Source organism: Actinomadura sp. 1N219 (assembly GCF_044326405.1).
Classification (GTDB): domain Bacteria; phylum Actinomycetota; class Actinomycetes; order Streptosporangiales; family Streptosporangiaceae; genus Spirillospora.
In genome coordinates, this window is record NZ_JBIRAY010000014.1 from 41,679 (window position 1) to 67,803 (window position 26,125).

Here is a 26,125-nt window from a genome sequence, read left to right on the forward strand (position 1 = left end):
TAGCCTATGGTGCATTGAGTGTCGCGGGGGAGGATTCTGGGAGGGAAGCGGCAGTGCTGAGCCAGGAGAACAACGACCTGATCACCCGCGTGGGCCCGGGAACGCCGATGGGCACGCTGATGCGCGAGTACTGGGTGCCGGCGTTGCTGTCGCGCGAACTGCCCGAGCCGGACGGCGATCCCGTCCGCGTCCTGCTGCTGGGCGAGAAGCTGATCGCCTTCCGCGACACGTCCGGACGGATCGGGCTGCTGCCCAACAACTGCCCGCACCGCGGCGCCTCGCTCTTCTTCGGACGGAACGAAGGAAACGGCCTCCGCTGCGTCTACCACGGCTGGAAATTCGACGTCACCGGCGCCTGCGTCGACATGCCGAGCGAGCCGCCCGAAAGCGACTTCAAGCGGAAGGTCAAGCCTCGCGGATATCCGTGCGCCGAGCGCGGCGGAATCGTGTGGGCGTACCTGGGGCCGCGCGAGGAGCCACCGCCGCTGCCCGACTTCGAGCAGCTCGACGACGACGTGGAGAACCGGGAGTCGTTCGCCAGCTACCGCGACTGCAACTGGCTCCAAGTCCTGGAAGGCGACCTCGACACCTCGCACGTCGGCTTCCTGCACACCGGGCACGGCTCGCCCGACGAGGTCGGTGAAGGAACGTTCCTGCAATTCGCGCTGCAGGACCAGGCGCCCCGCTACAAAGTGCTCGACACCGACTTCGGGACGACGTACGGCGCGTACCGTCCGGCCGGAAACGACGACGATTACTACTGGCGCATCGGCCATTTCCTCTTCCCCTTCTACACGATGACCCCGACCGGGGTTCTCGGCCTGCGCGTCGGCGTCCGGGCGTGGGTTCCGATGGACGACCACCACACGCTCCAATTCAGCGTCGGCCTCAAGCGCACCTACCTCGCGCCGCGCGGCCAGCGCGTCGGGATCACCGGGAAGCTGCCGCCGCAGAAGCCCAACACCACCGGCTGGCTCGGCCGGTTCCGCCTGGAGCAGGACGCCGGCAACGACTACCTCATCGACCGCGACGCCCAGCGGCGCGGCGACAGCTACACCGGGATCGAGTACATCTCCACCCAGGACGTCGCCGTGACGGAGAGCATGGGCCCGATCTACGACCGGACCCAGGAGCGGCTCGGCAGCTCCGACATGATGATCATCCGCGTCCGGCGGCGGCTGATCGCGGCCGCGAAGGCCCTCGCGGAGCAGGGCGTCACCCCGCCCGGCGTGGACGACCCCGAGGTCTACCAGCAGCGCTCCGGCGGCATCGTCCTGCCGAAGGACGCCGACTGGGTCGAGCGCACCCGGAACCTGCGCCGCGCCAGGGTCGAGCACCCCGAGCTCGACCCGTCCGTCGCGGGCGGCATCTGACCGGCGCCCGGCGAGAGAGAGCGGTCCCGTGATGAACGTGGACGATTATCTGGCCATTCCCTACATCCTGGACGTCGTCGCCGTGCAGGGCCGCGACGGCGAATGGGTCTGCCGCCTGGAGTACGAGGAGCTTCCCGGCTGCGTGGCCGAGGCCAGGTCGCCGTTCGACGCCTTGGACAGGCTCGAAGAGCTCCGCGAGGAGTACATCCGGAAGCTGGTCCGGGAGGGCCGTCCCGTCCCGGCCCCCCGGGCGGCCCTCCGGCCGGGGGGCGGCCCGTGACCGCCCGGACCCTGCCGGGCGGCGCGGCCCGCGCCGGGCGGATCGTCCGGCTGCGGCGCCGGTTCCTGCCCGCGGACACGCTGGTCGTCCTGCTGCTGGTCGTGGTGGTCGGGTTCCTGTTCATCTACCCGTTCCTGATGCTCGTCTTCGGGGCGTTCCGCACCGCCGCGCCCGGCCTGCCGGGCGACTTCTCGGCGGACGGCGTCACCGGCGCCTACAAGGACTCGAAGGTCTGGGGGACGCTGAAGAACTCGGCGCTGTACTCCGGCGCCGTCCAGGTGCTGTGCCTGACGATGGGCGCGTTCTTCGCCTGGGTGGTGACCCGCACGACGACGCCGCTGCGGCGGCTCGTCACGCCCATCATGGTGCTGGTCTTCGCCACCCCGACGATCTTCTTCACGATCGGCTGGGGGATGCTGGGCCGCGACCCCGCCGGGCTGATCAACGCCGGTTACCGGCAGCTTCCGCTCCCGCTTCCGGGCGACTCCGTCGTCAACGTCGAGTCGTGGTACGGGATCATCGGCGTCACCTCGCTGAAGCTGACCGCGATCGTCTACTTCCTCTTTCTCGGCTCGTTCATGGGCCTCAACCGGAGCCTGGAGGAGGCGTCCCGGATAGCGGGCGCGGGACGGCTGCAGACCGTCCTGCGCGTGGAGCTGCCCGTGCTGGCCCCGGCGATCACCGGGATCGCGATCCTCGGCTTCACCGCCGGGCTGAGCCTGCTCGACATCCCGCTGCTGCTCGGCCTCCCGGCGGACATCCACGTGTTCCCGACGGAGATCCTGTCCCACGTCACGGCGGTGACGCCGTCCGACTACGCGGGCGCGAGCGCGCTGTCGATGCTGCTGGTGGCGATCGTCATCGGGCTCGTCCTCGTCCAGCGGAAGCTCCTCGGGCAGCGGTCGTTCGTCACCGTGACCGGCAAGTCGGACGACCGCGCCCGCTGGGACATCGGACGGTGGAAGTACGCGTGCACGGCGGTGATCGTCCTGTACGGCCTGCTCGCGGTGCTGCTGCCGGTCGGGCAGCTCGTCCTCGGGTCGCTGCAGCCGTTCTTCGGCGTCTACAGCAACCTGACGACGGCCAACTACACGGCCGTGCTGGACGACCCGGAGACCATGTCCGCGCTGGTCACGACTCTGATCGTCAGCGGCGTCGCGGGGCTCGTCGGGACGGCGATCGCGGTGGTGGTCACCTACGTCGGCAAGAACAGCAGGTCGCGGTTCCGGAGCGTCCCGGTGATGGGCGTCTGGATCCTGATGGCGCTGCCCGGCATCACCGTCGGCCTCGCCATCCTCTGGGCGTACCTGGCCGTGCCGGGCCTGCGCGAGCTGTACTCCACGATCTGGATCCTGGTGATCGCGCTCGCCGTCCACGCGGTGCCGATCACCAGCCGCGCGACCGAGGGCTCGATCGCGCAGATCGGCACCGAGCTGGAGGAGGCGGCCCGGATCTGCGGGACGTCCGCGACCCGGACGCTCGTCGTCATCACCGGACGCCTGATCCTGCCGAGCTTCCTCGTCGGCTGGTTCGTCGCGGCGGTGCTGTCGGCGGGGAACCTGGACGTCCCGATCCTGCTCGCCTCGCCCGACAACCAGACCCTGCCGGTCAAGGCGTACTCGCTGTACCAGAGCGGCGACGCGGGACAGGCGGGCGCCGCCTTCTGCGTGATGATGGCGAGCTTCATCGTCGTCCTCGCCGCCGGCTGGACCGCGAGCCTGCTCCTCCGCCGCCTCGGACGGGGGCCCACATGAAACCGCACGACCACGCGACGACAGGGGAGGCGACATGGCCGGCATAGAGATCGAGGGGCTCGGCAAGCGCTACGGCGCGCTCGCGGCCGTGGACGACGTCGGCCTCTCGGTGCGGGAGGGCGAGTTCCTCACCCTGCTCGGCCCCAGCGGCTGCGGGAAGACGACCACGCTGCGCTGCCTCGCCGGGCTGGAGAAACCGGACGCGGGCGAGATCACGATCGGCGGGGACGTGGTGACGTCCGTCCCGGAGCAGATCTTCGTGCCGCCGGAGAAGCGCGACATGGGGATGGTGTTCCAGAGCTACGCGCTGTGGCCGCAGATGAACGTCTTCCAGAACGTCGCCTACCCGCTGCGGCGGCGCCGGGTCAGGCGCCCGGAGGTGCAGCGGCGGGTCGAGCAGACGCTGGAGCTGGTGGGGCTGGCCGCGCTGGCGGACCGTCCGGTCACCCGGCTGTCCGGCGGCCAGCAGCAGCGCGTCGCGCTGGCCCGCGCGCTGGTCAGCCGGCCGAGGGTGGTGCTGTACGACGAGCCGCTGTCCAACCTCGATGCCAAGCTCCGCGCGACGATGCGCGTCGGGATCCGCGACTTCCAGCGCGAGCTGGGCACGACGGCCGTGTACGTGACGCACGACCAGGTCGAGGCGATGTCGCTGTCGGACCGGATCGTCCTGATGAAGGACGGCCGCGTCCAGCAGGTGGGCACGCCGCGGGAGATCTACGAGCGTCCGCGCACCTGGTTCGTCGCCGACTTCGTCGGCTACGAGAACTTCTTCGACGCCGACGTCGTCGAGCGCGCGGGGGACAGGGCGATCGCCCGCCTCGACGGCGGCGAGGTCGCGCTCCGGTGCTTCGGCGGCCCGGCCGGGCGCGGACGGGTCCGGCTCTGCGTGCGCAGCACCGCGCTGAGCGTCCTGCCCGCGGACGGCGACCCGTCCGGGGACCGGACGAACACGATCAGCGGGCGGGTCCGGGACTCGATGTACCTCGGCGGCCAGATCGAGCACCTCGTGGAGGTCGCGGGCACGGTGCTGCGAGTGCGCGGCGCCGATCCCGATCCGGCCGGACGGACGGTGAGCCCGGGAGACGCGGTGGAGCTGCGGATCCCGGCGGAGAGCATCGTCGTGCTGGACGCCGACGACGAGGCGCCCCAGCCGGCGACCGGGGGACAACTGAACGATCTCGACAAAGTGGGTTCTCCATGAGAAGCAAACGGCTGCTCGGCGGGCTGATCGCGGCGGCGCTGCTCGCCGCCTCCTCCGCCGCGTGCGGCGGCGGCGACGACGCCGCCGAGCTGACCCCGGACGGCGTCGGAGGGACGGCGAACCAGCAGCAGCTGGACGCCCTCTACGAGGCGGCGAAGAAGGCCGGCCACAAGAAGCTCGTCATCTACAGCGAGACCCTCGGCGGCGGCAGCGCGCGGCCCGTCCTCGATCTGTTCGAGAAGCGCTACCCGGAGATCGAGGTGCAGGCCCAGGCGGGCTTCGGCGCGCAGCTCGCGTCGAGGCTCGACCACGAGTTCGCCGCGAACCGGCACGTTGGCGACCTGCTGGAGGTCGCGATCACCGACCTGGAGCGGCATTCGAGCCAGGGCAGGCTCCAGCCGTACGCGCCGCCGACGGCGAAGAGCGTCCCGGAGGAGTTCACCTGCGAGAAGGGGCAGGCGCTCGGCAGCGAGCTGTCGGTCCTCGGCATCGGCTACAACACGCAGAAGGTGAAGAAGGACGAGGCCCCGAAGAGCTGGAACGAGCTCCTCGACCCGAAGTGGAAGGGGAAGATCGCGCTCAACTCGCCGCTGCAGCCCGGGCACGGGGCGCAGATCGTCCAGTACATGCTGGCCAACGGCTTCACCATGGACTTCGTGAACCGGCTCGCGGCCCAGGAGCCGACGCTGGTGCCCGGCACCCGGGCGCTGGTCGACCGGCTGGCGCAGGGGCAGGCGTCGATCGCCGTCCCGTCCGCGACGGACCAGTTCCTGGCGGCGGAGGCGAAGGGCGCGCCGATCGGGATGGTGCTGCCGACCGGCGGCGGCAACCTCAAGCACCTGAACTGCATGGGGATCATCAAGGGCGCCCCGCACGCGGAGGCGGCGAAGCTGTTCTACTCCTGGTGGTACACGCCCGAGGTGCAGAAGGCCATCGCCAAGCACATGTTCAAGGCGTCGGTGATGCCGGGCGCCGCGCCGCCCAAGGGAATGCCGGCGATGAGCGAGTTCACGTTCTGGCCGGAGATCCCGCCGGCGGAGTATACGAAGGCGCAGGGCGGCCTGATCAAGCAGCTCAACCCGATATTCAGGTAGCGGGTCCGGGTCGCCGGTCCGGGGCGGGGTATCGGGCCGGCGACTCGGGGCGCGGGGCCGGCGGTGGGATCACTCCGGCGAGCCGGTGTTCTGCCGCAGCCGGGCCGCGTGCAGGATGTGCTCGGCCATGAAGCGGCGCGCGTCGTAGGGGTCGCCGCGGTCGAGCGCGTCGATGATCCGGTCGTGGTCGTCGGACAGCGACTGCGCGTTCTTCGCGTCCTTCCAGATGGTCATCCGGGGCGGGATGAACGCCCACAGAGAGGCGGCCTGAAGTGCCACCAGCGACGACCCCGCCTCATAGATGGCGAAGTGCAGCGTGCGGTTCAGGACGGAGAGCCGCGATTCGTCGCCCGCCTCGATGGCGTCCAGCAATTCCTTGTGGGCGTCGCGAATGCGGTTCATCGCCGCGTCGTCCATCCGCTCGACGGCGAGCGCGGTGGCGAGGCCCTCGACCTCGGAGCGCAGGAGGTAGAGGTCCTCCACCTCCTGCGGCGACATGTCCTTGACGGTGGCGCCGCGGTGGGACTCGTAGTCCAGCGCCCCCTCCGCCTCCAGCAGGCGGAACGCCTCGCGGACCGGCGTCGGGCTGACCCCGTATCGTTTGGCCACGTCGGTCTGGCGGAGGCTCGTGCCGGGCTTGATGACCCCGTCGGCGATCTCCCGGCGCAGGCGCTCCAGGACGTACGCGGTCTTGCTCAGCGGGGGGCCGCTTTCCGCGGACGCCGCCGGTTCGGACGATCTTGACATCGTGTTTCCTCCGAGGGTCAACGCAGCTATCTAGATAATAGTCTATTGAGTGTCCAGACGAGCCCATTCCCTGGACGTCCCGGCGCGCTCTTCCGTTTCCTTCGTGATGAACCCCGCCCAGCTCGGCTCGTTGACGCATGCCCGCGTCGATCACATAGAATATAGTCTAGAGACGACATCGCGCACAGAACGAGGTCCTCGCATGGTCGACTTCTCCGAGCCTGAGCTCTTCACGCTGCTGGCTCAGGCCGGGATTCCGGTGGCGGTGTCGCGACTGGCCGCCGACGCCGACGAGGCGGCCCGCGCCGCCGCCGGTCTCGGCGCCCCCGCGGGCGCCCTGCCCGGCGCCCGGCTCGTGCTCAAGGCGGGCGGCCTGGAGCACAAGACCGACGACGGCGGGGTCGTCCTCGGGCTGAGCGGCCCCGGCGAGGTGCGGACGGCCGCCGCCGGCCTGCTCTCCCGGCTGGGCGCGCGGGCGCTGCCGCTGATCGTCCAGCGGCAGCACGAAGGGCACGAGATGCTGGCGGGCCTGCGCCGCGAGCCCGGCGTCGGCGCCGTGGTCGTCGTCGGGACGGGCGGCATCCACACCGAGGTCATCGCCGACGCCGTGGACGCGCTCGTCCCGCTCGACCGCGCCGCCGCCGAGGACCTCGTGCGCCGCCACCCCCTCCACCGCCTCCTGGCGGGGCACCGCGGCTCCCCGGCGCTGGACGTCCCCGCGCTGGTCGACCTCCTCGTCGCCCTGTCAGACCTGGCGGAACGGCGTCCCGACATCGGCGAACTCGACCTGAACCCGGTGCTGATGGGCCGCCTCGGCGAGGGGGTGATCGCCGTCGACGCCCGCATGGCCACGATCGACGCGCCGCCCGCCCGTCCGGCCGCCCGCGCCGGGCCCGGCGGCGGACCCGCGCGGCTCGACCCGCTGCTGCGCCCCCGCCACATCGCGGTCGTCGGCGTCTCCGACGACCCCGCGAAGACCGGCGCGCGGATCTACCGCTACCTGACCGAGAAGGGCTTCAGCGGACGGGTCGACGCCGTCCACCCGTCCGGCGGCGAGATCGGCGGCCGCCCGCGCCACCGCAGCCTCGCCGCGGTCCCCGGCGTCCCCGACCTGGTCAGCATCGCCGTCCCGGCCAAGGCCGTGCCGGACGTCGCCCGCGAGGCCGCCGCGCTCGGAGTCGGCGCCGCGATCGTGCACAGCTCGGGGTTCGCCGAGACGGGCGCGGACGGCGAGCGGCTCCAGCGCGAGGTCGCCGCGATCTTCCATGACGCGGGCATCCCGCTGGCCGGGCCGAACTCGATGGGCGTCGTCGTCCCGGAGACGGGGATGGCGGCGTCGCTGTCCGGCGCGCTGGAGGCCGACGAGCTGGCGGCGGGCGGGGTCGCGCTGGTCAGCAGCTCGGGGGCGCTCGGCAGCTGCGTCGCGTCCCGGCTGATGGAGCAGGGCGTCGGGCTGTCGCGCTGGGTCCACCTCGGCAACGAGGCGGACCTGGACGTCGCCGCCTACCTGGAGTGGCTCGCGCACGACCCGAAGACGGAGGTCGTCGGGCTGCTGCTGGAGAACGTCACCGACGGCGACCGGCTGATCCGCGCCGGACGCGAGCTGGCCGCCCGCGGCAAGCCGCTGTTCGCCTTCAACATGGTCCGCAGCCAGGGGGCGCGGGCGGCGACCCGCAGCCACACCGGCGCGCTGGTCGGCTCGCACCGGCTGCGCGCCGCCGTCCTGGACGCCGCGTCCGCCACCCGGGTGCCGTCCCTCCGGGTGCTGCAGGACGCGCTGATCCTCGCGTCGTCGGGCGGGCTGCCGCGCGGGAACCGGCTGCTGGCCGTCGCGGCGTCCGGCGGCGCCTGCACGATCATCGCGGACGGGGCCGAGACGGGCGGGATCGCGCTGCCCCCGTTCCCGGACGGCGTCCGCGAGCGCGTCGCGGGCGTGCTGCCCGACTTCGTCGCCCCCGTCAACCCGCTCGACATGAGCGCGCAGATCATCGGGCGTCCCGAGGTGCTCGGCGAGGTGCTGGAGCACGCCCTGGACGACTCCCGCTACGACGCCGCCCTGGTGCAGCTCACCACCAACGCCGACCCCGGCGCCGAGCTGACCGCGAAGGTGGTGGTGGCCGTCCGGCAGCGGATCTCGATCCCGCTGTACGTGGCCCGCTTCGGCGCCGATTCGCTGGCGCCCGCCGGGATGGCGACGTACGCCGCCGCCGGGATCCCGGTCCTGGACGCCCCCGACCGCACGATGGACGCCCTGGCCGCCGTGGTGCGCGCGGCCGGCAAGCTCAGGGAGGGCTCATGGAGTTCACACTAACGCCGGAGCAGCGCGCCCTGCGCGACTCGGCCCGGCGGCTCGCCGAGGACCGGTTCGCCGCGACGGCGTTCAAGCGCACCGGGTACGCCTGGGACAGCGCCCGCGACCTCGCCGCCGCCGGGCTCACCGGCATCATGATCGACGAGAGGGACGGCGGGCAGGGCGGCACGCTGCTCGACGCCGTCCTCGTCATGGAGGCCGTCAGCAAGGTCTGCCCGCACAGCGGGGACGCGGTGCAGGCCACCAACTTCGGCGCCATCCGCCAGGTCGCCATGCTGGGCTCGGCGAAGCTGAAGGCGGAGCTGCTGCCGCGCCTGCTGTCCGGCGAGGCGCTCATCTCGGCCGGGATGAGCGAGCCGGGCGCCGGCTCGGCGCTGACCGAGATGCTCACGACCGCGCGGTACGACGGCGACGAGGTGGTCCTCGACGGCCAGAAATGCTGGACGTCGCACGGCCCGGAAGCCACCCATCTCGTGCTGTGGTGCCGGTTCGGGCCGTCCAGCCGGGACATCGGCGCGGTCGTCGTCCCGGCCGACGCGCCGGGCTTCACGCGCGGGGCGACCGAGCACTACATGTCCGGCGAGCCGCACTGCACCTCCTACCTGGACGGCTGCCGCGTGCCCCGGCACAACGTCCTCGCCGACCACGACGCGCTCCGCCGCCTGATGACCGTCTTCGGGATCGAGCGGGTCGGGAACGCCGTTCGCGCGCTGGCGCTGGCGCAGTCGGCGTTCGAACGGGCGGTGGAGCACGCCAAGACCCGCGAGCAGTTCGGACGCCCGCTGTGCGAGTTCCAGGGACTGCAGTGGAAGTTCGCCGACATGTACGTCCAGCTCGAAGCCGCCCGCCTGCTGGTCTACCGCGCGGCCGCCGGGGCGGCGGCCGGGCCCCCGGACCCGATGGAGGCGACGATGGCGAAGCTCTACGCGAACGAGGCGGCGTTCCGGGTCGCCAACGACGCGCTGCAGATGCTCGGCGCGTCCGGGTACTCGACCGAGCTGCCGCTGGAGTACATGGTCCGCAGGATCCGCGGCTGGATGATCGCCGGCGGGACGGTGGAGATGCTGCGGAACCGGCTCGCCGAGGGCATCTTCGACCGCCGCTTCAGCCAGCGCGTGCCGTCATGACCGACGACGCCGAGGGCGCCACCTGGGAGATCGCCCGCTGGACGGCTTCCGTCGCGGAGGCTCCACTGCCCGCGGAAGTCGCGCACGCCGCCCGGCGGCTGGTGGTCGACTACCTCGCGGCGACCGTCGTCGGCGCCACCTTCCCGGTCGCCGCGACGGTGCGCCGCCACGTCGTGGACGCCTATCCCGGCTCGCAGGCGACGATCGTGGGGGAGGGGCTCGCCTCCGCGGCCGGGGCGGCGATGGCCAACGGCACGGCCGCGCACGCCCTCGAACTGGACGACGGCTACACGCCGGGCGCGTCCCATCCCAGCTCGTCCACGCTCCCGGCGGTGCTGGCGCTGGCCGAGCAGGAGCGCTCCGAGCCCGCCAGGACGCTCGCGGCGGTCGCCGTCGCCGTCGAGGTGGCGTGCCGGGTGGCCGCCGCCGCGCACCCGGCGACGTGGCGGCGCGGATTCCACAACACGCCGCTGGCCGGGGTCTTCGGCGCGGCGGCCGGATGCTCGGTGCTGCTGCGGCTGTCCGCGGAGGACGTCGCGAGCGCACTCGGCCTGGCCGGTTCCCACGCGGGCGGCCTGTCGGAATTCCTCCGGCACGGCTCTCCGGTCAAGCGGCTGCACGCCGGGATGGCCGCCCGCGACGGTCTCCTCTCCGCCCTCCTCGCGGCCGAAGGGCTCGCGGGCCCGCCCACTGTTCTCGAAGGCCCGGAAGGCTATTTCGCCGCCTTCGCCCAGAACGAATGGGACCCGGACGTGCTGCTCCGCGGCCTCGGTTCGTGGTGGGCGATGCAGCGGACGTCCGTCAAGCCGTACCCGTGCTGCCGCCACGTGCACGGCGCGGTGGACGCCGTGTTGAAGCTGCGCGCCGAGCACGATCTCCGACCCGAGACCGTAACCGCCGTCGAGGTGGAGACGTACTCGATCGCCGCCCGCTACGACGGCACCGACGTGGGGACGCTGCTCGGCGCGCAGATGAGCATGCCGTACACGGTCGCCGCAGCCCTGTGCGACGGCGAGCTGGGCCTCGCGCAGTTCGCGGCCGACCGCCGCACCGCCCCCGACGTGACCCGCCTTATTGCGGCCGTCCACGTCAGTGCCGACAAGGACTTCGACCGGATCTACCCCGCGCAACGTCCGACCGCCGTGCGGATCCGCCAGGACGGGCGGCCCGACCTGCGCCTCCGCGTAGACCAGCCCTACGGCGAGCCGTCCAACCCCCTGGACGACGACGCCCTGGACGCGAAGTTCCGCACCCTGTGCGCGCCCGTGCTGGGACCGGCGAGGTCCGAGGAGGTGCTGCGCGCCGCCTGGGCGTTCACCGACCTCGCCCCCCTGACCCACGGCCTCGGATCCCTCGGAGAACCCGCATGACCGACACCTCCCGCATCGACACCCTCCGAATCGGCACAGACATAGGCGGCACGTTCACCGACTTCGTCGTCCTGGACGTGGAGACAGGCCAGATCACCCTGGAGAAACGCCTCACCACCCCCGACGACCCGTCCCGAGCCGTCGTGGAAGGCATCGACGTGCTCCGCGCCGCGCGCCCCGACCTGCTGGAGCGGACGGAGATCCTCACCCACGGCACCACCCTGGTGATCAACGCGCTGATCGAGCGCACCGGCGGCACGACCGCGCTCCTCACGACCGAGGGGTTCGAGGACGTCCTGGAGATCCGCCGGGAGGTCCGCTACGACGCCTACGACCTGGAGTTGGCGTTCCCGCGTCCGCTGGTGCCGCGCCGGTTGCGGCATGGCGTCCGGGAGCGGCTGCATGCCAGCGGCCGGGAACTCGTCCCGGTCGATGCGGACCAGGTCCGCGCCATCGTGGACGAGTTCGCCGCCGAGGACGTCGAGTCGGTGGCGATCTGCCTCCTGCACTCCTACACGGACGGCGACCACGAGCGGGAGGTGGCGCGGATCGTCCGGGAGCGGCGTCCCGACCTGTGGGTTTCGCTGTCGTCCGAGGTGCTGCCGGAGGTGCGCGAGTACGAGCGGACGAGCACGACGGTCGCGAACGCCTACGTCCAGCCGCTGCTGGCGAACTACCTGCGACGGCTCCGGAAGGCGCTGGACGAGCGCGGCTTCGCCGGGAACTTCTACGTCATGCAGTCGACCGGCGGCGTCATCCCGCTGGAGGTCGCGAGGACGTTCCCGGTCCGCGTCGTGGAGTCCGGCCCGGCCGGGGGCGTGATGGCGGCGGCGAGGATCGGCGCGCGGGCCGGGGTCGGCGACCTGCTCGCCTTCGACATGGGCGGGACGACCGCGAAGGTCGCCGCGGTCGTCGACGGCCAGGCGGCGCTCACCCACGACTACGAGGTCGCGCGCACCGCCCATTTCCGTCCGGGCTCGGGCATCCCGGTCTGCACGCCGGTGCTCGACCTGCTGGAGATCGGCACGGGCGGCGGCAGCATCGCGCACATCGACAGCCTCGGCCTCATCAAGGTCGGCCCGCGCTCGGCGGGTTCCGTGCCAGGTCCGGCGGCGTACGGGCGCGGCGGCGACCGGCCGACCGTGACGGACGCCGACCTCGTCCTCGGCCACCTCGACCCGGACCATTTCCTCGGCGGCGAGATGCCGCTGCGCGCCGACCTGGCCGCCGCCGCGGTCGCGGCGCTCGGCGCACCGCTCGGGCTCGACGCCGTCGCGACCGCGCACGCGATCCGGGAGGCGGCGGAGGAGTCGATGGTGGCCGCCGCCCGCGTCCATCTCGCGGAGATGGGCGTGGAGCCGTCCCGGCTGCCGGTCGTCGCCTACGGCGGGGCCGGGCCGGTGCACGCGGTGGGCCTGGCGCGGAAGCTGGGCAGCCCGCGCGTGCTGATCCCTCCGGCGGCCGGGGTGATGTCGGCGCTCGGCCTCATCCTCGCCCCCGCCACCTTCGAGACGTCGCAGACCTACAAGGTGAAGACCGACAGGCTCGACCTGAACCTGATCGACGACCTGTTCCGCCAAATGGAGAAGTCGGCGGCCCAATTCCTGCCGGACGGCGACGGCGGGCACGTCACATACACGCGCTGGGCAGATATGCGCTACGTGGGCCAGGGTTTCGAGGTCAGCGTCGGATTGCCGGGCGGCGACGACTGGCGCGCCCTGTCGTCGGACGAGGTGACCGCGCAGTTCAAGTCCGCGTACGAGAGCCGCTACCGCCGCTCGTACGACGACGTGGCCGTGGAGACGATGAACCTGCGCCTGCGCGCCACCCTCACCGGCGAGGACGACGACACCGTCCGCCTCCCGACACCCGCCGCCACCGGACGTGCGGTATCGGAAGCCCTGAAAGGCCACCGCAAAGTGCATTTCCCGGAAGGCGAGACCAACTGCCCTGTCTACGACCGGGCGCTGCTGGAGCCCGGGATGACGGTGGCCGGGCCCGCTCTCGTCCAGGAGCGGGAGACGACCACCGTCCTCGACCGGGCCGCCACCGCCACCATCGGCGACCTCGGCATCATCAGCATCGATGTGAAAGGGGCGTGACCGTGGCCGTGCCCGTGCCGGATCCCGTCCGCGTCGAGACCTCGTGGCGGCGGCTGCAGAGCATCACCGACGAGGCCGCGACGACGCTGGTGCGCGCGTCGTTCTCCAGCGTCATCCGCGACTTCCTCGACTACGCGTGCGTCGTTTTCGACAGCGAGGGGACGATGCTCGTCCATTCGTCGCGGTCGACGCCCGGCCTGCTGGGCGTGCTGCCGTTCGTGGTGCCGAACGCGATGGCCGAGTACCCGATGGAGACGCTGCGGCCCGGCGACGTCCTGATCCTCAACGACCCGTGGACGGGCAGCGGCCACCTGATCGACATCACCGTCCTCGCGCCGGTCTTCCACCGGGACCGACTGGCCGGGTACGTCGCGTGCTCCGCGCACCACCTCAACGTCGGCGGACGGCACGCCACGATCGAGAGCCGCGACATGTACGAGGAGGGCCTGAAGATCCCGCTCACCCTCCTGTACGAGCGGGGCGAGCCGACCATGGTGTTCGACTTCATCCGCGTCAACGTCCGGGAGCCGGACAAGGTCGTCGGCGACCTGCGCGCCCAGGTCTCGGCGAACGCGCTGATGGCGGAGCGGGTCGCCGCGTTCATGGCCGAGAACGACCTGGCGGCGCTGGAGCCGCTCAGCGCCGAGATCACCGGCCGGTCGGAGGCGAGCATGCGCGCCGCCATCACCGCCCTCCCGGACGGCGAGGCATCCAGCGAGATCTCCCTCGACATCCCCGGATTGACCGACCCAGTGCGAGTAGCGCTGCGCCTGACCATCGCGGGGGACGAGCTGACCCTCGACTACTCCGGCACGACCGCCCAGGTGCCGAGGGCCGTCAACGTCACCCTCAACATGACCCGCTCGTACTCCTTCTACATCCTCAAATGCCTGCTGGACCCGCTGGTGCCCAACAACGGCGGCTCGCTGCGTCCCGTCCGGATCGTGGCGCCGGAGGGCAGCGTGCTGAACCCGTACCGCCCGGCCGCGACCTGGGGCCGGACGATGATCGCGCACATGCTGCCCGAGCTGATCATGGAGGCGCTCAGCGGGATCGTCCCGGACCGGATCCTCGCACCGTCCGGCGCCACCCCGCTCGCCTACTGCAACCTGGTGGGGGAGCGCGCGGACGGCGGCACGTTCTTCACCATCGTCACCATGCACGGCGGCATGGGTGCGCTCGCGACGCAGGACGGCCTGAGCTGCATCTCGTTCCCCGCCAACTGCGCGAACATCCCGATCGAGATCATCGAGAGCGACGCGCCCCTGCTCATCCGCTGCAAACGGCTGCTGCCCGGCTCGGGCGGACGCGGCAAGTTCCGCGGCGGCCTCGGGCAGCGCGTGGAGATCGAGGTCCTCGACGGCGACCTCGGCCCGCGCGGGACGGTCCTGGCCGGGCTGCGCGGCGGACGGCTGGGCGTCCCCGTGCGGGGCGCGCTCGGCGGCGAGGGAAGCTTCGCCGCCCGCGTCGAGCTGAACGGCGACCGCATCGACATCGGCAGCCAGGTCACCCTTGCCGCGGGCGACGTGCTGGCCTTCGAGCTCCCCGGAGGCGGCGGCTACGGAGACCCGGAAGAACGAGACCCGCGCCTCGTAGCGGCGGACATCGCCGACGGCCTCGTCCCCGCGGAGTGACCATGGGCTCGACCGACGCACTGATCGCCTGGGCCCGCGACCCGGAGACGAAGCCCCCGCCGCAGGTCATGGACCGGATGCGGCTGGCCCTGCTCGACACCCTCGCCGCGCAGACCGCCGGACTGTCGGCGGACGGCGCACGTCAGGTAGCCGACCTGGTGACCCACTGGGGCGGACGTCCGGAGGCCACGGTCCACGCCACCGGAGCGCGCGTCCCGCTCCACCATGCCGCGCTGGCCAACGCGACCTGCGCCCGCGCGTGGGACCTCGACGACGTCCTCGAACACGCCTTCTGCCACGTCAGCGGAAGCGTCGTGCCCGCCGCGCTGGCCGTCGCGGAGGCGGTGGAGGCGTCCGGCCGCCGGACGGTGAGCGGCCGCGAACTCCTGACCGCGATCGCCATCGGCGCGGAAGCCGTGTGCCGGTTGGCCTTGGCTCCGCGCGAGTCGTTCAGCGTCACCGGCGCGTCCAGGACGTACGAGTGCGGGACGTTCGGCGCCGCTCTGACGTCCGCCCGGCTGATGCGCCTTTCCGAGGAACGGGCCCGTCATGCGATGGGGATCGCATTGTCGATGCTCTGCGGAAAGCAGCAGGCGTTCCTGTCCGGAGCGCACACGGTGAGCCTGGGACAGGGTCTCTCCGCGCAGGCCGGTGTGCTGGCGGCGGTGATGGCCGAACGCGGCATCACCGGCTCGGCACCGGACATCGACGTCCTGGAGGGCAGGTTCGGCTACTACTTCACCAACCACCGGGGCCAGTACGCCCCTGACGAAATCACCACGGGCCTAGGCACCGAGTGGCGGGTCCTGGAGTCGAGCATCAAGCCGCTGTACCCGTGCTGCAAGTTCACGCACACGTCCATCTCGGCGACCTTGGATGCGATGCGGGATCTGAACGGTCGCGCGAAAGGGGCGGCCGACCGGATCGCCTCGATCGAGGTGGACGTCACCGACCGCGAGGCGTACGACCTCGCCTGCGCGCCCGACGACGCGAAACGCCGTCCGGCCACCCAGGCGGCGGCGCAGTTCAGCATGCCGTACGCGGTGGCGGTGGCCGCCGTGCACGGCCGCGTCGGCCCGGAGCACTTCGTCCCGGTGGCACTGGACGACCCGCGAGTGCTGGACGTCGTAGACCGCGTAGTCATCAGGCCCGACCTAAATGGAGAGCGGGCGACGAATCGAGGCTCGCTCCCCATGCCGGCGCACGTCACGATCAGGCTGCGCGACGGCAACGCGATCACCAGGCGGGCAACGGTCGTGAAGGGACATCCCCAGGCCCCGATGGACTTCGCGGACGTGGCGGCGAAGTTCCGGGACTGCGCGGCGTTCGCGCTGCCCGCCTGGGACGGGACGGACGCGGCGGTCGAGACGATTCGCGAAGTGCTGTCGCTCCCGTCGATGAGCGCCCTCGCCCGCGTCCTTCCCCGCGCCCCTGTCTAGATCGCTCAATTGTCTATACAATATTCTCTGTTTGCTTAAACGTCGGGAAGCGGAGGTGCGTCGCGGTGCGGATGCAACTGGCCACGGTGATCGCGAAGGCGCTGGAGTCGGCGGGCACGGAGTTCTGCTTCGGCTACAACGGCCACGGCAACTGGAAGCTCCTCGACTCGCTCGTCCACGAGACCGGGATCCGCACCATCGCCGCCCGCAGCGAGGACCACGCCGTCCACATGGCGGACTGCTACTGGCGCAGCCGCCGCGAGCCCCCCATGGCGGTCGTCACCACATCGGTCGGTCCGGGCAGCGCCAACATCACCCCGGCGGTGGCGTCCGCGTTCTTCGACTCATCGGCTCTGCTGGTGCTGGCGGGCGGGGGAGCCACGCAGTGGTACGGACGCGGCGGCATCGAAGAGGTCTACCGCTACGGCCCCGAGGAGTGGCCGCTCACGCTCAAGCCGCTGACGAAGGCGTCGTTCAGCGTCACTCGCCCAGACAACGCGCTCGAAATGGTGCTCCGCGCCTACAAGACCGCGATCAGCGGACGTCCCGGCCCGGTCGTCGTGCAGCTCCCGTTCGACATCCAGCACACCGAGGTCGAGGTGCGCGGCGTCCCCGACCTGGCCCGCTGGACGCGGATCGCCCGTCCAGGCCCCGACCCGCAGGCCCTCGACGAGGCGGCCGAGCTGATCGCCTCCGCCGAACGGCCCCTCCTGTCGGTCAGCAGCGGCATCCACAACGCACGCGCCTGGAAGGAACTGGCCGACCTGGCCGAACGCTTCTCCATCCCGGTCGAGACGGCGACGCCCGGCAAGGGCGCGATCCCCGAGGACCACCCACTCTCACTCGGCTGCGTCGGCCGCGCCGGAACGCTCCAGGCCAACCAGGCCGCCCGCGAATGCGACGTCCTCATCGGCGTCGGCACCAGGTTCGGCGACATCGACACCGGCGGCTGGACGCTGCACGACATCCCGGGCGACACCAAGCTCGTCCACATCGACATCGACGACGGCGAACTCGCCCGCGTCTACCCGACCGACGTCGCCATCGTCTCCGACGCGAGAACGGCCCTCCTCGGCCTCGCGTCCGCCCTGGCCGAGCGCCCGCAGGCCGACCGCACGGCCTGGCTGGAACACCTCGGGCGACTCCGCGCCAAATGGGAGGCGGAGGTCGCACCACTGCGCACCTCCGACGCCGCCCCGATGGGCTACGCCCGCGTGTTCTCCGACCTGTCGGACGTGGTCGCCGAACAGGCCCCGGACGCCACCGTCCTGTTCGACACCGGCCACTCCCTCTCGTTCGGCCCGCCGTTCCTGCGCGCCCTGAGCCGCCACTACATCCACTCCGGCTTCTTCCACCGCATGGGCTGGACGCTGCCGGGCGCAGTGGGCGCCGCGCTCGCCCGCCCCGACCAGCCCACCATCGCCGTCCTCGGCGACGGATCGTTCACGATGACCGGCTCGGCCCTGCTCACGGCCGTCGAACAGGGCGTCCCGATCGTCGTGGTCGTGCTCAGCAACGGCACGCTCCAGATCGAGCGCGAGCAGATGCTGAAGATCTACGGCCGCCACTCCCTGACCGACTACGTCGACACCGGCGACGGCAAGCGCCACGAGATCGACTTCGCGGACTGGGCCCGGGTGATGGGCGCGCAGGGCATCCGCGTCCGGGCGCCCGGCGAGATCAAGGACGCGCTCCGCAAGGCCCTGGACAGCGGCGCCCCCACGGTCATCGACGTGGACATCGACCCGGAGAGCGAGGGCTACCGGGCCGTCCACTACAAGTACCCGTCCGACTTCGCCGAGCGCGGCCTAGCGCACCCACCCGTCTGATGGGCGGCCCCCGGGAACCGACTCTGTCCGAGCGGATGCTCGACTTCGCGCTCGACCACCCGTCCGGCGACGTCCCCGACGAACTGCTCGACTGGACGTCACTTCGCTTCACCGACACAGTCGGCGTGGCCCTGGCCTGCGCTGGCCGCGGCCTAGGCGTAGCAGCCGCGCGCCTAACCCTGGAGGAGCCCGCCCCCGGTCCCGCCTCGATCTGGGGATCGGGCGGACGGCAGGCCCGCGCCGCCGACGCCTGCTTCGCCAACGGCATGCTCGCGCACGGCATGGACTACGACGACACGCACACCGCCTCGATGATCCATCCGAGCGTGGTGATCGTCCCCACCGCACTCGCGGTCGGCGAAGAAACGGGCGCGTCCGGCCGAGACGTCCTGGCCGCCGCCGCCATCGGCTACGAACTCGCCGCCCGCCTGGGCACCTTGGCACCGGGCAAACCCCTTCAGCAACGCGGCTTCCACCCGACGTCCGTCCTGGGAATCATCCCGGCCACCGCAGTGGCCGCCCGCCTCCTCGGCCTGTCAACAAGCGAAGCCGTCAGCGCCGCCGGCCTCGCCGGCAGCATGGCCTCGGGCCTGATGGAGTTCTTCTCGGACGGCTCCGACGCCAAGCAGATGCACCCAGGCTGGGCAGCCAAGGGCGCGGTCACCGCCGCGAAGCTGGCCCGGCACGGAGCCACAGGCCCGGCCACCGTCCTGGAAGGCCCGTCCGGTCTCCTCAAGGCGTTCGCATCCGTCGAAGCAAAGGACGACGCGGCCAACGCCTTCGCGGGACTCGGCCGACAATGGACGGGAACCGGCGTCTCCACCAAGCCCTATCCGGCCGGACACTGCATCCACGCCACCGTCGACGCCTGGCGTGCACTCCGCGACCGCCTGGCCCTCAATCCCGAAGACGTCCGCCGATTCACCGCCCTGGTCCCCTCCGCCTACCTACACCTGGTCTGCGAGCCCCTCGCCGACAAGCACACGCCACGCACCGTCTATGACGCGCGGTTCAGCCTCCCCTTCGCCCTGGCCCTCACGGTCGTAGACGGCGCGCTCGGTGTGGACAGCTTCAACGCCGAGCGCCTAACCGACCCCGCCGTCCTGGACGTGGCCGGCCGCGTCGACTACGAAATCCTCGAATACACCGAATACCCAGCCGCATTTCCCGGCGGCGTTCGCGTCGAATTGGCCGACGGCACCCGCCACGAGGAACACCTCCACCACAACATCGGAAGCCCCGGCAACCCGATGCGGGCGGACGACATCGCCGCCAAGTTCCGCGACTGCGTCCACGACGTGACCGGCGCGGCTCAGGCCGAGCGGCTGCTGGACGCCCTCCGAGGTCTGGCGACGGCCCCGTCCCTCACGGAGTTCACCGCCGCCATGGCCGCTGCCGACGCCGCCCTAGGGAGCCCGAGATGAGTGCCGCGCAGGCCGTCGTCCCCGACCGCCACAACATGATCATCGCAGGCCGGGCCGTCCCCGCCTGGTCGGGCGAGTGGCTGACCACCTACGACCCGTCCACCGGCGAACCGCTCGCCGAGGTCCCCCGCGGCGCCGCCCCCGACGTGGACGCGGCCGTGACCTCCGCACACCAGGCATACCGCGCACCGGACTGGTCGCGCCGCAAGCCGCACGAGCGAGGCCGGGCCCTCGCCCACCTGGGCCGCCTCCTCCTGGACGACATGGACCAGCTCGCGATGCTGGAGACCCTCGACTCGGGCAAGCCGATCAGCCAGGGCAAGCGGGACGTCGAGCTGGCCGCCCGCTACTTCGAGTACTACGCCGGGATCTGCGACAAGGTCGAAGGCAGCCACCTCCCCCTGGATGCCGACCACATGGCCGTCACGACCAAGGAGCCGTACGGCGTGGTGGGCGTCATCGTCCCGTGGAACGCGCCACTGAACCAGGCCGCCCGCGCCGCGGCCCCCGCTCTAACCATCGGCAACGCAGTCGTCTTGAAGCCGGCCGAGGAGACCCCACTAACGGCCGTCCGCCTAGGCAAATTGGCCTTGGAAGCCGGACTCCCACCCGGCATCCTCAACGTAGTCACCGGCCTAGGCGAAGAGGCAGGGCAAGCCCTGGTCGAGCACCCCTTCGTCCGCCGCATCTCCTTTACAGGCTCAGTCGAAACAGGACGCCTGGTCGCCAAGACCGCCGCCGACCGCATAGTCCCCGTCGGCCTGGAATTGGGCGGCAAATCAGCCAACATCGTCTTCCCCGACGCCGACCTGGACGCCGTCGCCGCCAGCGTCCTGCGCACGATGACCCACAACGCGGGCCAGATCTGCTCCGCCGCGACCCGCCTCGTCGTCCACAGAGACGCCCTAAATGACGTCCTAGACCGCGTAGCCGCCGCCCTAGCCAAGGTGACCGTCGGACCAGGAATGCGCGACCCAATGCTGGGCCCCCTGATCTCCCAAACCCAACTAGACCGCGTCCTGGGTTACATCAACATCGCCGCCCAAGAGGGCGCCACCACCGTGACCGGCGGAAGCCGCTACACAGACGGCGACCTGGCCCGCGGCTACTTCGTCCAACCCACGGTGTTCACGGACGTAAGCCCGAACATGCGGATAGCCAACGAGGAGATATTCGGCCCAGTCGTCTGCGTCCTCCCGTTCACCACGGAAGACGAGGCGCTAGAAATCGCCAACGGCACCGCCTACGGCCTAGCCGCGGGCGTCTACACCCGCGACATAGGCCGCGCCCTCGCCCTGGCCCGCCGCCTGGAAGCAGGCCAGGTATTCATCAACGAGTACCAGGCCGGAGGCGTAGAAACCCCATTCGGCGGCTACAAACAAAGCGGCTGGGGCAGGGAGAAGGGCATGGCCGCCATAGACCACTACTCCCAACTAAAAACAACAATCATCCGCCTCTAACGGCTCACCCTTCTCCAACCTGCTCTGTCGGCGTCTTAGTCGGGGATGGCTCCGAGGCTCATGTTGGCCATGGTTCCGGCGATACCAGCGGCCCGGTCCGAGGCGATGAACGTGACGACCTCGGCCATTTCCTGGAGGCTCGGCAGGCGTTTGCGGTGTGTCCGCTCGGCGACCATGGCCTGGAACTGTTCGCGAGTGATCCCGTGGGCCTTGGCGTGGATGCCGCCAAGGCCACGCCACCCATGAGGGGATTGGCGATCCGGGAGGGAAGCGAGGTCACGGTCATTATCACGCCCGCGCCGTCGGCGACCATGCGCCGGCCGGCAAGGCGTGCGGTCAGGAAGTTGGCGCGCACGTGCTCGTTGACCTGCGCGGCCTCGGCCACGCCGCCGCCGGCGGCGATCTCCTTGGCCAGTGCCTCCGCTTTCGGCAGGGTGCGCCCTGTGAGAAGGAGGCGTGCCCCTTCGCGTGCGAACGTTCTGGCGACGGCGTGGCCGATGGCGCCGCCGGCTCCGTAGATCACGGCCGTCTTGTCCTGGAGCAGCAGACTCGTACTCATTGGTATGCCCTTCCGCTACTGGTTCTGGGCCGCGCTGACGAGCGCCGCGTTCTGACGTTCGAGCGCCTTGACCGCTCCGCTGTTCCAGCTGTCGGCAAGCGCCTGTGAGAAGGGATCGGGGAAGATCTCGTCCTCTCCCTTGTCCAGCGCGTCGAGAATGGCTGCGGCTACCGACTGCGGTGACGCCTTCGGGATCTCGAGGTCGCGCACCATGTCGGTGTCCACGGGACCGGGCAGTACGGCGTGGACGTCCACGCTCTGGCCGCGAAGAGTGGCGCGCAGGGACTGCGTCAACGAGAAGGCGGCCGCCTTGGAGATCGAGTACGCGGGACTGATGGGCACGGCAGCCACCGCAGCCAATGACAGCACGTTGACGATCGCGCCTTGCGACTCGATGAGCCGGGGCAGAAGGGCCTGCGTGACGGCGTAGGGCCCGAAGAGGTTGACCGCGAGATGCCGTTCGAGGGCGGCTCGATCGGCCAGGTCTTCATAGCCGTAGACGCCCGCGTTGTTGATCAGGACGTCGAGCGAATCAACGGTCTCGGCGGCGAGGTTGATCTGGGCGGCGTCCGTCAGGTCCAGGACCAGGGGCGTGACGCGCTCATCCGTAGGGTTCAGGGCCTGCCGTGTGCCGGCGTAGACCCGTTCGGCGCCCCTGCCCAGCGCCTCCTCGACCAGCGCCCTTCCGATGCCGCGGTTGGCTCCGGTCACCAGGACTGTCTTGCCCGTAAGCGTCATGTGTGCTCCTCATGAGGTGGAATCGGGCTGTCGATGGTGCAGACACCACGCTGTGGAGGAATTGGGCGGGCGTGGTGCGCCCAGTTCTCGGCCGGCCCGGTGTCAGAACCAGAGAAGGGCCGGCAAGAACTGACACACCAGGTGGGGGATGAGACGTGACAGCGAGCGAGCTGATCGCGAGGGCGCAGGCCGGCGATGGCGAGGCGTTCCGGCAGCTGACCGAGCCGCATCGCCGGGAGTTGCACATGCATTGCTACCGGCTGCTCGGCTCGTTCCAGGACGCCGAGGACGCCTTGCAGGACACGCTGCTCGCGGCGTGGCGGGCACTCGACCGGTTCGAGGCGCGTGCCTCGATCCGCACCTGGCTGTACCGGATCGCCACGAACCAGTGCCTCAACGCGATTCGCTCGGCCAGCCGTCGCCCGGCGAAGGAGTGGGATGTGCCTGAGATCGAACCGCCGGAGCCGAGCCGGCTCAGCGAAGTCGTGTGGCTGGAGCCCTACCCTGACGCTCTCCTCGACGGTGCGATCGCCGTGCCGCTCGGACCGGAAGCACGCTATGAGCAGAAAGAGTCCATCTCGCTGGCGTTCGTCACCGCGCTGCAGATCCTGCCGGCACGCCAACGTGCCGTCCTGATCTTGCGCGAGGTGCTCGGCTACCCGGCGGCCGAGGTCGCCGACATGCTCGACTCTTCCGTCGATTCGGTCAACAGCGCACTCAAACGGGCACGCGCCACGCTGCACCGGCGAATCCCGCCGAGCGGGATGGACGATTCACCACCTGCGCCCGCCTCACCGGCCGAAGAGGCACTCGTGGCGAAGTTCGCCCGTGCCTACGAATCCGGCGACGTCGACGCCCTGGTCGGCCTGCTCACCGACGACGCTCGCGTCTCCATGCCCCCGATGCCGCTCGAGTACCTCGGCCGCGACGCCGTCTCCGGGTTCTACGCCGCGCTCATGAGCGCCGACCGGAAGTACCACCTGGTGCCTACGCGCGCGAACGGCCAACCGGCATTCGGTACTTATCTGCGCTCGGGCAGCGATGGCATCCGGCGTGGGACGGGGCTCGTGGTCCTCACCTTGGCCGGCGATCGGATCAGCGCCGTGACCCGTTTCGACAACAGCGTCCTTCCATGGTTCGGGCTCCCGCGGTCCCTTCCCTGCAACTGACCTCCTTGCTTTTCAGCCCGTATCCCAGACGCGAGAAACGAAAGGTTGGGCGACGAGGCAGACGAGACCCCGGCCGTCCGATCGCTGACCGAGCGCCGGCTTCGCGCAGGGAAGCTCAGCCCCGAGCGCGTCCGCCTCGTTGATCGCGGCGGCAAGAGACCTGCATCCAGGCTGAGGAGCCGAGAGCTGCCACCTTGGCTGCGCTGCCACCTATGATTGCGCGATGTCGCTCGCAGTGCGCTGGACTCGGCTGCTGATGGTCGTATCGGCAGCGGGCTTTGCAGATGCGGCCTACGCGATCCGCGCCGCGATGGACGGGCCCATCGAACAGTACTCAGGCGCTGCCTTGTCCGCGGCCATCGTCTACACGATAGTGATCTTCATATGGCCGCTGATCTCGCCACTGCCCGCGGGCAGCTCCGCGACCGCATACTGCTGGTTCATCGAGTTCGCGCAGCTCACCCCCATACCCGCGGCCATCTCTCAACGCAGCTGGCTCGCCCGCCAGATGCTCGGCGCCCAGTTCGACCTCATTGATGTCGCCTGGTACCTCATCGGCGTCATCCCATTGGTGGCTGCGCATTGGCTCCTCCGGGCTCGCGCACGTTCCCAAACGGACCCGGAACCCGCCCTCACATCATGATCGTGGAATAGCCGTCCCCCGCAGGCGTGGGCCACCTTCGTCGCCCGAGCACGGGCCGGACGCTACGACCCGTAGCCGAGGTCTGCAGTCCCGCCGTTTGCGACCCGGCATCGATACGGTGTCGGCGTCTTGACGATGCGTGTGATGAGACAGAACCTTGGTGCAGTGCATGCAAGTCGGCGCATGCGTCCGTCCCGGAGGTCATCATGGCTCTGGAGTTCTACGGCAAGGACGACACCAGCAAGAACCAAGGTTCTCCCGCGGTCTTCGTGGACCGCGCCAGAGGCGAGATCGTGTTCCAAGGTTGGACGGAGACCGATGCTGCCGTCCTAGCTGAAATCTCCTCCTACAGCCGCACGGCCGACAACGAGTCGTCGGTGCGCGTTCCCGCTCGCATGAAGCCGGTGATCTTGAAAGCATTGGAGGCTCTTGATGGGGACGCCGCTGACGAACGAGAAGTTTGAAGATCTCCTCGCCGCGGCCGATTATTCGGCCCACCACCTGGAGTTGCGCGACGCTTACATGATGGACGCCTCTTTCGCAAAGTGGATTGAAACCGGAATCGTGACAGCCGACGCTGATGACGAGTGGTGGATATCCGCAGTCGGCAAGGCGGTCGCGAGAGGGGTCGAAGTTCGGAGGGCGCGGATCGTCTCCGAACCGCTATCGCGCTACAGTCGCTGGCTCTGGGAATGCACCTCCTTGGTCAACCTGGCAGCGGGGGAACAGGTCCGCTGGCTGCCTCGTCATCTGACCGCAGGCCTTGTGACGCCTCCCGTAGATTTCTGGATCTTTGATTCCGCCGTCCTCGTTTGGAACCACTTCACCGGTGATGGCGAATGGGCCAATAATGAGGTGACCCGCGACCCGGCGCTCGTCTCGTTGTGCTCCGGTGCATTCGCGGCCGTGTGGGAACGGGCGGTCGATCACCGGGACTACAGGCCTTCCTGAGCACGGCCATGCCAGAACACCCTTCATCTGCAGTTCAGCAGGCCAGGGACGCCTTGGCCGCCCGTCTGCGAGAGATTCGTCTGGATTCCGGTCTCTCCGCTCGGGACGTGGCGGCCGCATGCGGCTGGCATGAGTCCAAATGCAGCCGAATGCAGGGCGGCAGGCAAGCCGTCGCGGACTCTGACATCAAGGCATGGTGCGTCGCGTGCGGTGCGACTGAGCAGATTGTGGCCGAGCTTGTTTCGATGAACCGCCAACTCGACTCTGCATACGTCGAGTGGCGGCGTATGCAGCAGGGTGGCCTGAAGCGGCTTCAGGACGCCGTGATTCCGCTGTGGGAGCAGACGTCAAATTTCCGGATCTACGAGCCCGGAGTCGTTCCGGGCTTCTTTCAGACGCAGGGTTACGCCGGGGCGTTGCTCACACGGATAGCCGACTTCTTCTCAATACCGGATGATGCCGACAACGCGGCGCTGGCGCGGGTGGGACGTGAGCGCCTGCTCCATGCGGGTGACCGACGCTTCGCGGTAGTGATCGAGGAGTCCGTATTGCGTACCAACATTGGTGATTCCGAAATAATGGCGGGCCAACTCGGCCATCTGCTCAATGTGATGGCCTTGCCGTCGGTTTCGTTCGGGATAGTTCCGTTCTCCGTTTTTCGGACCATATGGCCGGTCGAGGGTTTCTGGATCCTGGACGGGATGCAGGTCGTCATGGAGACCGTCTCCGCGAAGATCACGGTGCGGCAGACGGGCGAACTGGACCTCTATCGCAGGACGTTCTCTGAACTGTCCTCGATGGCCGTCCGCGGCGAGGAGGCCCGTCGGCTGATCACTGCGGCGATCGCTGCACTCTGAGGTCGTGTGCAAGTTGCCGCAAGGATCTGGCGCGGTTGACGGACGACTTTCTAGCGTCCTTGT

Annotated in this window: 22 protein-coding genes; 19 read left to right on the forward strand and 3 right to left on the reverse strand. The window is 70.3% G+C overall.

Annotation, left to right across the window (positions count from 1 at the left end; genetic code table 11):
• Positions 1 to 53 precede the first annotated feature (53 nt).
• The 5 genes from ACH35V_RS34045 to ACH35V_RS34065 are packed head-to-tail and all read left to right on the forward strand — an operon-like array spanning position 54 to position 5,702.
• Positions 54 to 1,373 (forward strand): Rieske 2Fe-2S domain-containing protein, encoded by a 1,320-nt coding sequence (locus ACH35V_RS34045; RefSeq protein ID WP_395978924.1) that lies wholly within the window; start codon positions 54 to 56, stop codon positions 1,371 to 1,373.
• A gap of 37 nt (positions 1,374 to 1,410) precedes the next feature.
• Positions 1,411 to 1,653 carry a type II toxin-antitoxin system HicB family antitoxin gene (locus ACH35V_RS34050; protein WP_395978926.1) on the forward strand — a complete coding sequence of 81 codons (243 nt, stop codon included), beginning with the start codon at positions 1,411 to 1,413 and terminating at the stop codon, positions 1,651 to 1,653.
• Positions 1,650 to 3,407 carry an ABC transporter permease gene (locus tag ACH35V_RS34055; protein ID WP_395978928.1) on the forward strand — a complete coding sequence of 586 codons (1,758 nt, stop codon included), beginning with the start codon at positions 1,650 to 1,652 and terminating at the stop codon, positions 3,405 to 3,407. Before ACH35V_RS34050 ends, ACH35V_RS34055 begins: the two co-directional genes overlap by 4 nt.
• A gap of 34 nt (positions 3,408 to 3,441) precedes the next feature.
• On the forward strand, positions 3,442 to 4,608 hold the full coding sequence (locus ACH35V_RS34060; protein ID WP_395978930.1) for an ABC transporter ATP-binding protein: 1,167 nt from the start codon (positions 3,442 to 3,444) through the stop codon (positions 4,606 to 4,608).
• Positions 4,605 to 5,702, forward strand: a complete 1,098-nt coding sequence (locus ACH35V_RS34065) for an ABC transporter substrate-binding protein (protein ID WP_395978932.1) — start codon at positions 4,605 to 4,607, stop codon at positions 5,700 to 5,702. The genes ACH35V_RS34060 and ACH35V_RS34065 overlap by 4 nt, the downstream gene beginning before the upstream one ends.
• Before the next feature lie 69 nt (positions 5,703 to 5,771).
• Here ACH35V_RS34065 and ACH35V_RS34070 read toward each other — a convergent pair whose 3' ends face one another.
• Complete coding sequence (locus tag ACH35V_RS34070; protein WP_395978934.1) at positions 5,772 to 6,449, reverse strand: GntR family transcriptional regulator; 678 nt, start codon at positions 6,447 to 6,449, stop codon at positions 5,772 to 5,774.
• Between the two features lie 202 nt (positions 6,450 to 6,651).
• Between ACH35V_RS34070 and ACH35V_RS34075 the strand changes: the two genes are divergently transcribed.
• From ACH35V_RS34075 to ACH35V_RS34115, 9 genes are all read left to right on the forward strand, one after another.
• Positions 6,652 to 8,760, forward strand: coding sequence for an acetate--CoA ligase family protein (locus tag ACH35V_RS34075; RefSeq protein ID WP_395978936.1), 2,109 nt, complete (start codon positions 6,652 to 6,654; stop codon positions 8,758 to 8,760).
• Positions 8,745 to 9,887 (forward strand): acyl-CoA dehydrogenase family protein, encoded by a 1,143-nt coding sequence (locus ACH35V_RS34080; protein ID WP_395978938.1) that lies wholly within the window; start codon positions 8,745 to 8,747, stop codon positions 9,885 to 9,887. Before ACH35V_RS34075 ends, ACH35V_RS34080 begins: the two co-directional genes overlap by 16 nt.
• A complete protein-coding gene (locus ACH35V_RS34085) occupies positions 9,884 to 11,257 on the forward strand; it encodes an MmgE/PrpD family protein (protein WP_395978940.1) in 1,374 nt (457 codons plus the stop codon). The genes ACH35V_RS34080 and ACH35V_RS34085 overlap by 4 nt, the downstream gene beginning before the upstream one ends.
• The gene (locus ACH35V_RS34090; RefSeq protein ID WP_395978942.1) at positions 11,254 to 13,359 is read left to right on the forward strand and encodes a hydantoinase/oxoprolinase family protein; all 2,106 of its coding nucleotides are present in this window, start codon (positions 11,254 to 11,256) and stop codon (positions 13,357 to 13,359) included. Before ACH35V_RS34085 ends, ACH35V_RS34090 begins: the two co-directional genes overlap by 4 nt.
• Before the next feature lie 2 nt (positions 13,360 to 13,361).
• A complete protein-coding gene (locus ACH35V_RS34095; protein WP_395978944.1) occupies positions 13,362 to 14,993 on the forward strand; it encodes a hydantoinase B/oxoprolinase family protein in 1,632 nt (543 codons plus the stop codon).
• Between the two features lie 2 nt (positions 14,994 to 14,995).
• Positions 14,996 to 16,432 (forward strand): MmgE/PrpD family protein, encoded by a 1,437-nt coding sequence (locus ACH35V_RS34100; RefSeq protein ID WP_395978946.1) that lies wholly within the window; start codon positions 14,996 to 14,998, stop codon positions 16,430 to 16,432.
• Positions 16,433 to 16,503: 71 nt separating this feature from the next.
• Positions 16,504 to 18,261, forward strand: a complete 1,758-nt coding sequence (locus ACH35V_RS34105; protein WP_395979087.1) for a thiamine pyrophosphate-binding protein — start codon at positions 16,504 to 16,506, stop codon at positions 18,259 to 18,261.
• Complete coding sequence (locus ACH35V_RS34110) at positions 18,261 to 19,685, forward strand: MmgE/PrpD family protein (RefSeq protein WP_395978948.1); 1,425 nt, start codon at positions 18,261 to 18,263, stop codon at positions 19,683 to 19,685. The genes ACH35V_RS34105 and ACH35V_RS34110 overlap by 1 nt, the downstream gene beginning before the upstream one ends.
• Complete coding sequence (locus tag ACH35V_RS34115) at positions 19,682 to 21,145, forward strand: aldehyde dehydrogenase family protein (RefSeq protein WP_395978950.1); 1,464 nt, start codon at positions 19,682 to 19,684, stop codon at positions 21,143 to 21,145. Before ACH35V_RS34110 ends, ACH35V_RS34115 begins: the two co-directional genes overlap by 4 nt.
• A 58-nt stretch (positions 21,146 to 21,203) precedes the next feature.
• Here ACH35V_RS34115 and ACH35V_RS34120 read toward each other — a convergent pair whose 3' ends face one another.
• A complete protein-coding gene (locus tag ACH35V_RS34120; RefSeq protein ID WP_395978952.1) occupies positions 21,204 to 21,704 on the reverse strand; it encodes an SDR family NAD(P)-dependent oxidoreductase in 501 nt (166 codons plus the stop codon).
• A gap of 15 nt (positions 21,705 to 21,719) precedes the next feature.
• Positions 21,720 to 22,442, reverse strand: a complete 723-nt coding sequence (locus ACH35V_RS34125) for an SDR family NAD(P)-dependent oxidoreductase (RefSeq protein ID WP_395978954.1) — start codon at positions 22,440 to 22,442, stop codon at positions 21,720 to 21,722.
• Positions 22,443 to 22,597: 155 nt separating this feature from the next.
• On the opposite strand from ACH35V_RS34125, the gene ACH35V_RS34130 reads away from it, so the two are divergent.
• From ACH35V_RS34130 to ACH35V_RS34150, 5 genes are all read left to right on the forward strand, one after another.
• A complete protein-coding gene (locus ACH35V_RS34130; protein ID WP_395978956.1) occupies positions 22,598 to 23,611 on the forward strand; it encodes a sigma-70 family RNA polymerase sigma factor in 1,014 nt (337 codons plus the stop codon).
• A gap of 223 nt (positions 23,612 to 23,834) precedes the next feature.
• Complete coding sequence (locus ACH35V_RS34135; RefSeq protein WP_395978958.1) at positions 23,835 to 24,254, forward strand: DUF2809 domain-containing protein; 420 nt, start codon at positions 23,835 to 23,837, stop codon at positions 24,252 to 24,254.
• Between the two features lie 206 nt (positions 24,255 to 24,460).
• Positions 24,461 to 24,718 (forward strand): hypothetical protein, encoded by a 258-nt coding sequence (locus ACH35V_RS34140; RefSeq protein ID WP_395978960.1) that lies wholly within the window; start codon positions 24,461 to 24,463, stop codon positions 24,716 to 24,718.
• Positions 24,687 to 25,205: a DUF6879 family protein gene (locus tag ACH35V_RS34145; protein ID WP_395978962.1), complete on the forward strand. Its 519-nt coding sequence runs from the start codon at positions 24,687 to 24,689 to the stop codon at positions 25,203 to 25,205. Before ACH35V_RS34140 ends, ACH35V_RS34145 begins: the two co-directional genes overlap by 32 nt.
• 53 nt (positions 25,206 to 25,258) lie before the next feature.
• On the forward strand, positions 25,259 to 26,062 hold the full coding sequence (locus ACH35V_RS34150; protein ID WP_395978964.1) for a helix-turn-helix domain-containing protein: 804 nt from the start codon (positions 25,259 to 25,261) through the stop codon (positions 26,060 to 26,062).
• Positions 26,063 to 26,125: the final 63 nt, after the last annotated feature.

What these genes read in the sequence shown, in the direction of transcription:
- ACH35V_RS34120 (WP_395978952.1), bottom strand. Translation starts at nt 21,704, where the DNA reads ATGAGTACGAGTCTGCTGCTCCAGGACAAGACGGCCGTGATCTACGGA.
- ACH35V_RS34090 (WP_395978942.1), top strand. Translation starts at nt 11,254, where the DNA reads ATGACCGACACCTCCCGCATCGACACCCTCCGAATCGGCACAGACATA.
- ACH35V_RS34140 (WP_395978960.1), top strand. Translation starts at nt 24,461, where the DNA reads ATGGCTCTGGAGTTCTACGGCAAGGACGACACCAGCAAGAACCAAGGT.
- ACH35V_RS34085 (WP_395978940.1), top strand. Translation starts at nt 9,884, where the DNA reads ATGACCGACGACGCCGAGGGCGCCACCTGGGAGATCGCCCGCTGGACG.
- ACH35V_RS34100 (WP_395978946.1), top strand. Translation starts at nt 14,996, where the DNA reads ATGGGCTCGACCGACGCACTGATCGCCTGGGCCCGCGACCCGGAGACG.
- ACH35V_RS34145 (WP_395978962.1), top strand. Translation starts at nt 24,687, where the DNA reads ATGGGGACGCCGCTGACGAACGAGAAGTTTGAAGATCTCCTCGCCGCG.
- ACH35V_RS34125 (WP_395978954.1), bottom strand. Translation starts at nt 22,442, where the DNA reads ATGACGCTTACGGGCAAGACAGTCCTGGTGACCGGAGCCAACCGCGGC.
- ACH35V_RS34075 (WP_395978936.1), top strand. Translation starts at nt 6,652, where the DNA reads ATGGTCGACTTCTCCGAGCCTGAGCTCTTCACGCTGCTGGCTCAGGCC.
- ACH35V_RS34110 (WP_395978948.1), top strand. Translation starts at nt 18,261, where the DNA reads ATGGGCGGCCCCCGGGAACCGACTCTGTCCGAGCGGATGCTCGACTTC.
- ACH35V_RS34135 (WP_395978958.1), top strand. Translation starts at nt 23,835, where the DNA reads ATGTCGCTCGCAGTGCGCTGGACTCGGCTGCTGATGGTCGTATCGGCA.
- ACH35V_RS34115 (WP_395978950.1), top strand. Translation starts at nt 19,682, where the DNA reads ATGAGTGCCGCGCAGGCCGTCGTCCCCGACCGCCACAACATGATCATC.
- ACH35V_RS34060 (WP_395978930.1), top strand. Translation starts at nt 3,442, where the DNA reads ATGGCCGGCATAGAGATCGAGGGGCTCGGCAAGCGCTACGGCGCGCTC.
- ACH35V_RS34065 (WP_395978932.1), top strand. Translation starts at nt 4,605, where the DNA reads ATGAGAAGCAAACGGCTGCTCGGCGGGCTGATCGCGGCGGCGCTGCTC.
- ACH35V_RS34070 (WP_395978934.1), bottom strand. Translation starts at nt 6,449, where the DNA reads ATGTCAAGATCGTCCGAACCGGCGGCGTCCGCGGAAAGCGGCCCCCCG.
- ACH35V_RS34080 (WP_395978938.1), top strand. Translation starts at nt 8,745, where the DNA reads ATGGAGTTCACACTAACGCCGGAGCAGCGCGCCCTGCGCGACTCGGCC.
- ACH35V_RS34105 (WP_395979087.1), top strand. Translation starts at nt 16,504, where the DNA reads ATGCAACTGGCCACGGTGATCGCGAAGGCGCTGGAGTCGGCGGGCACG.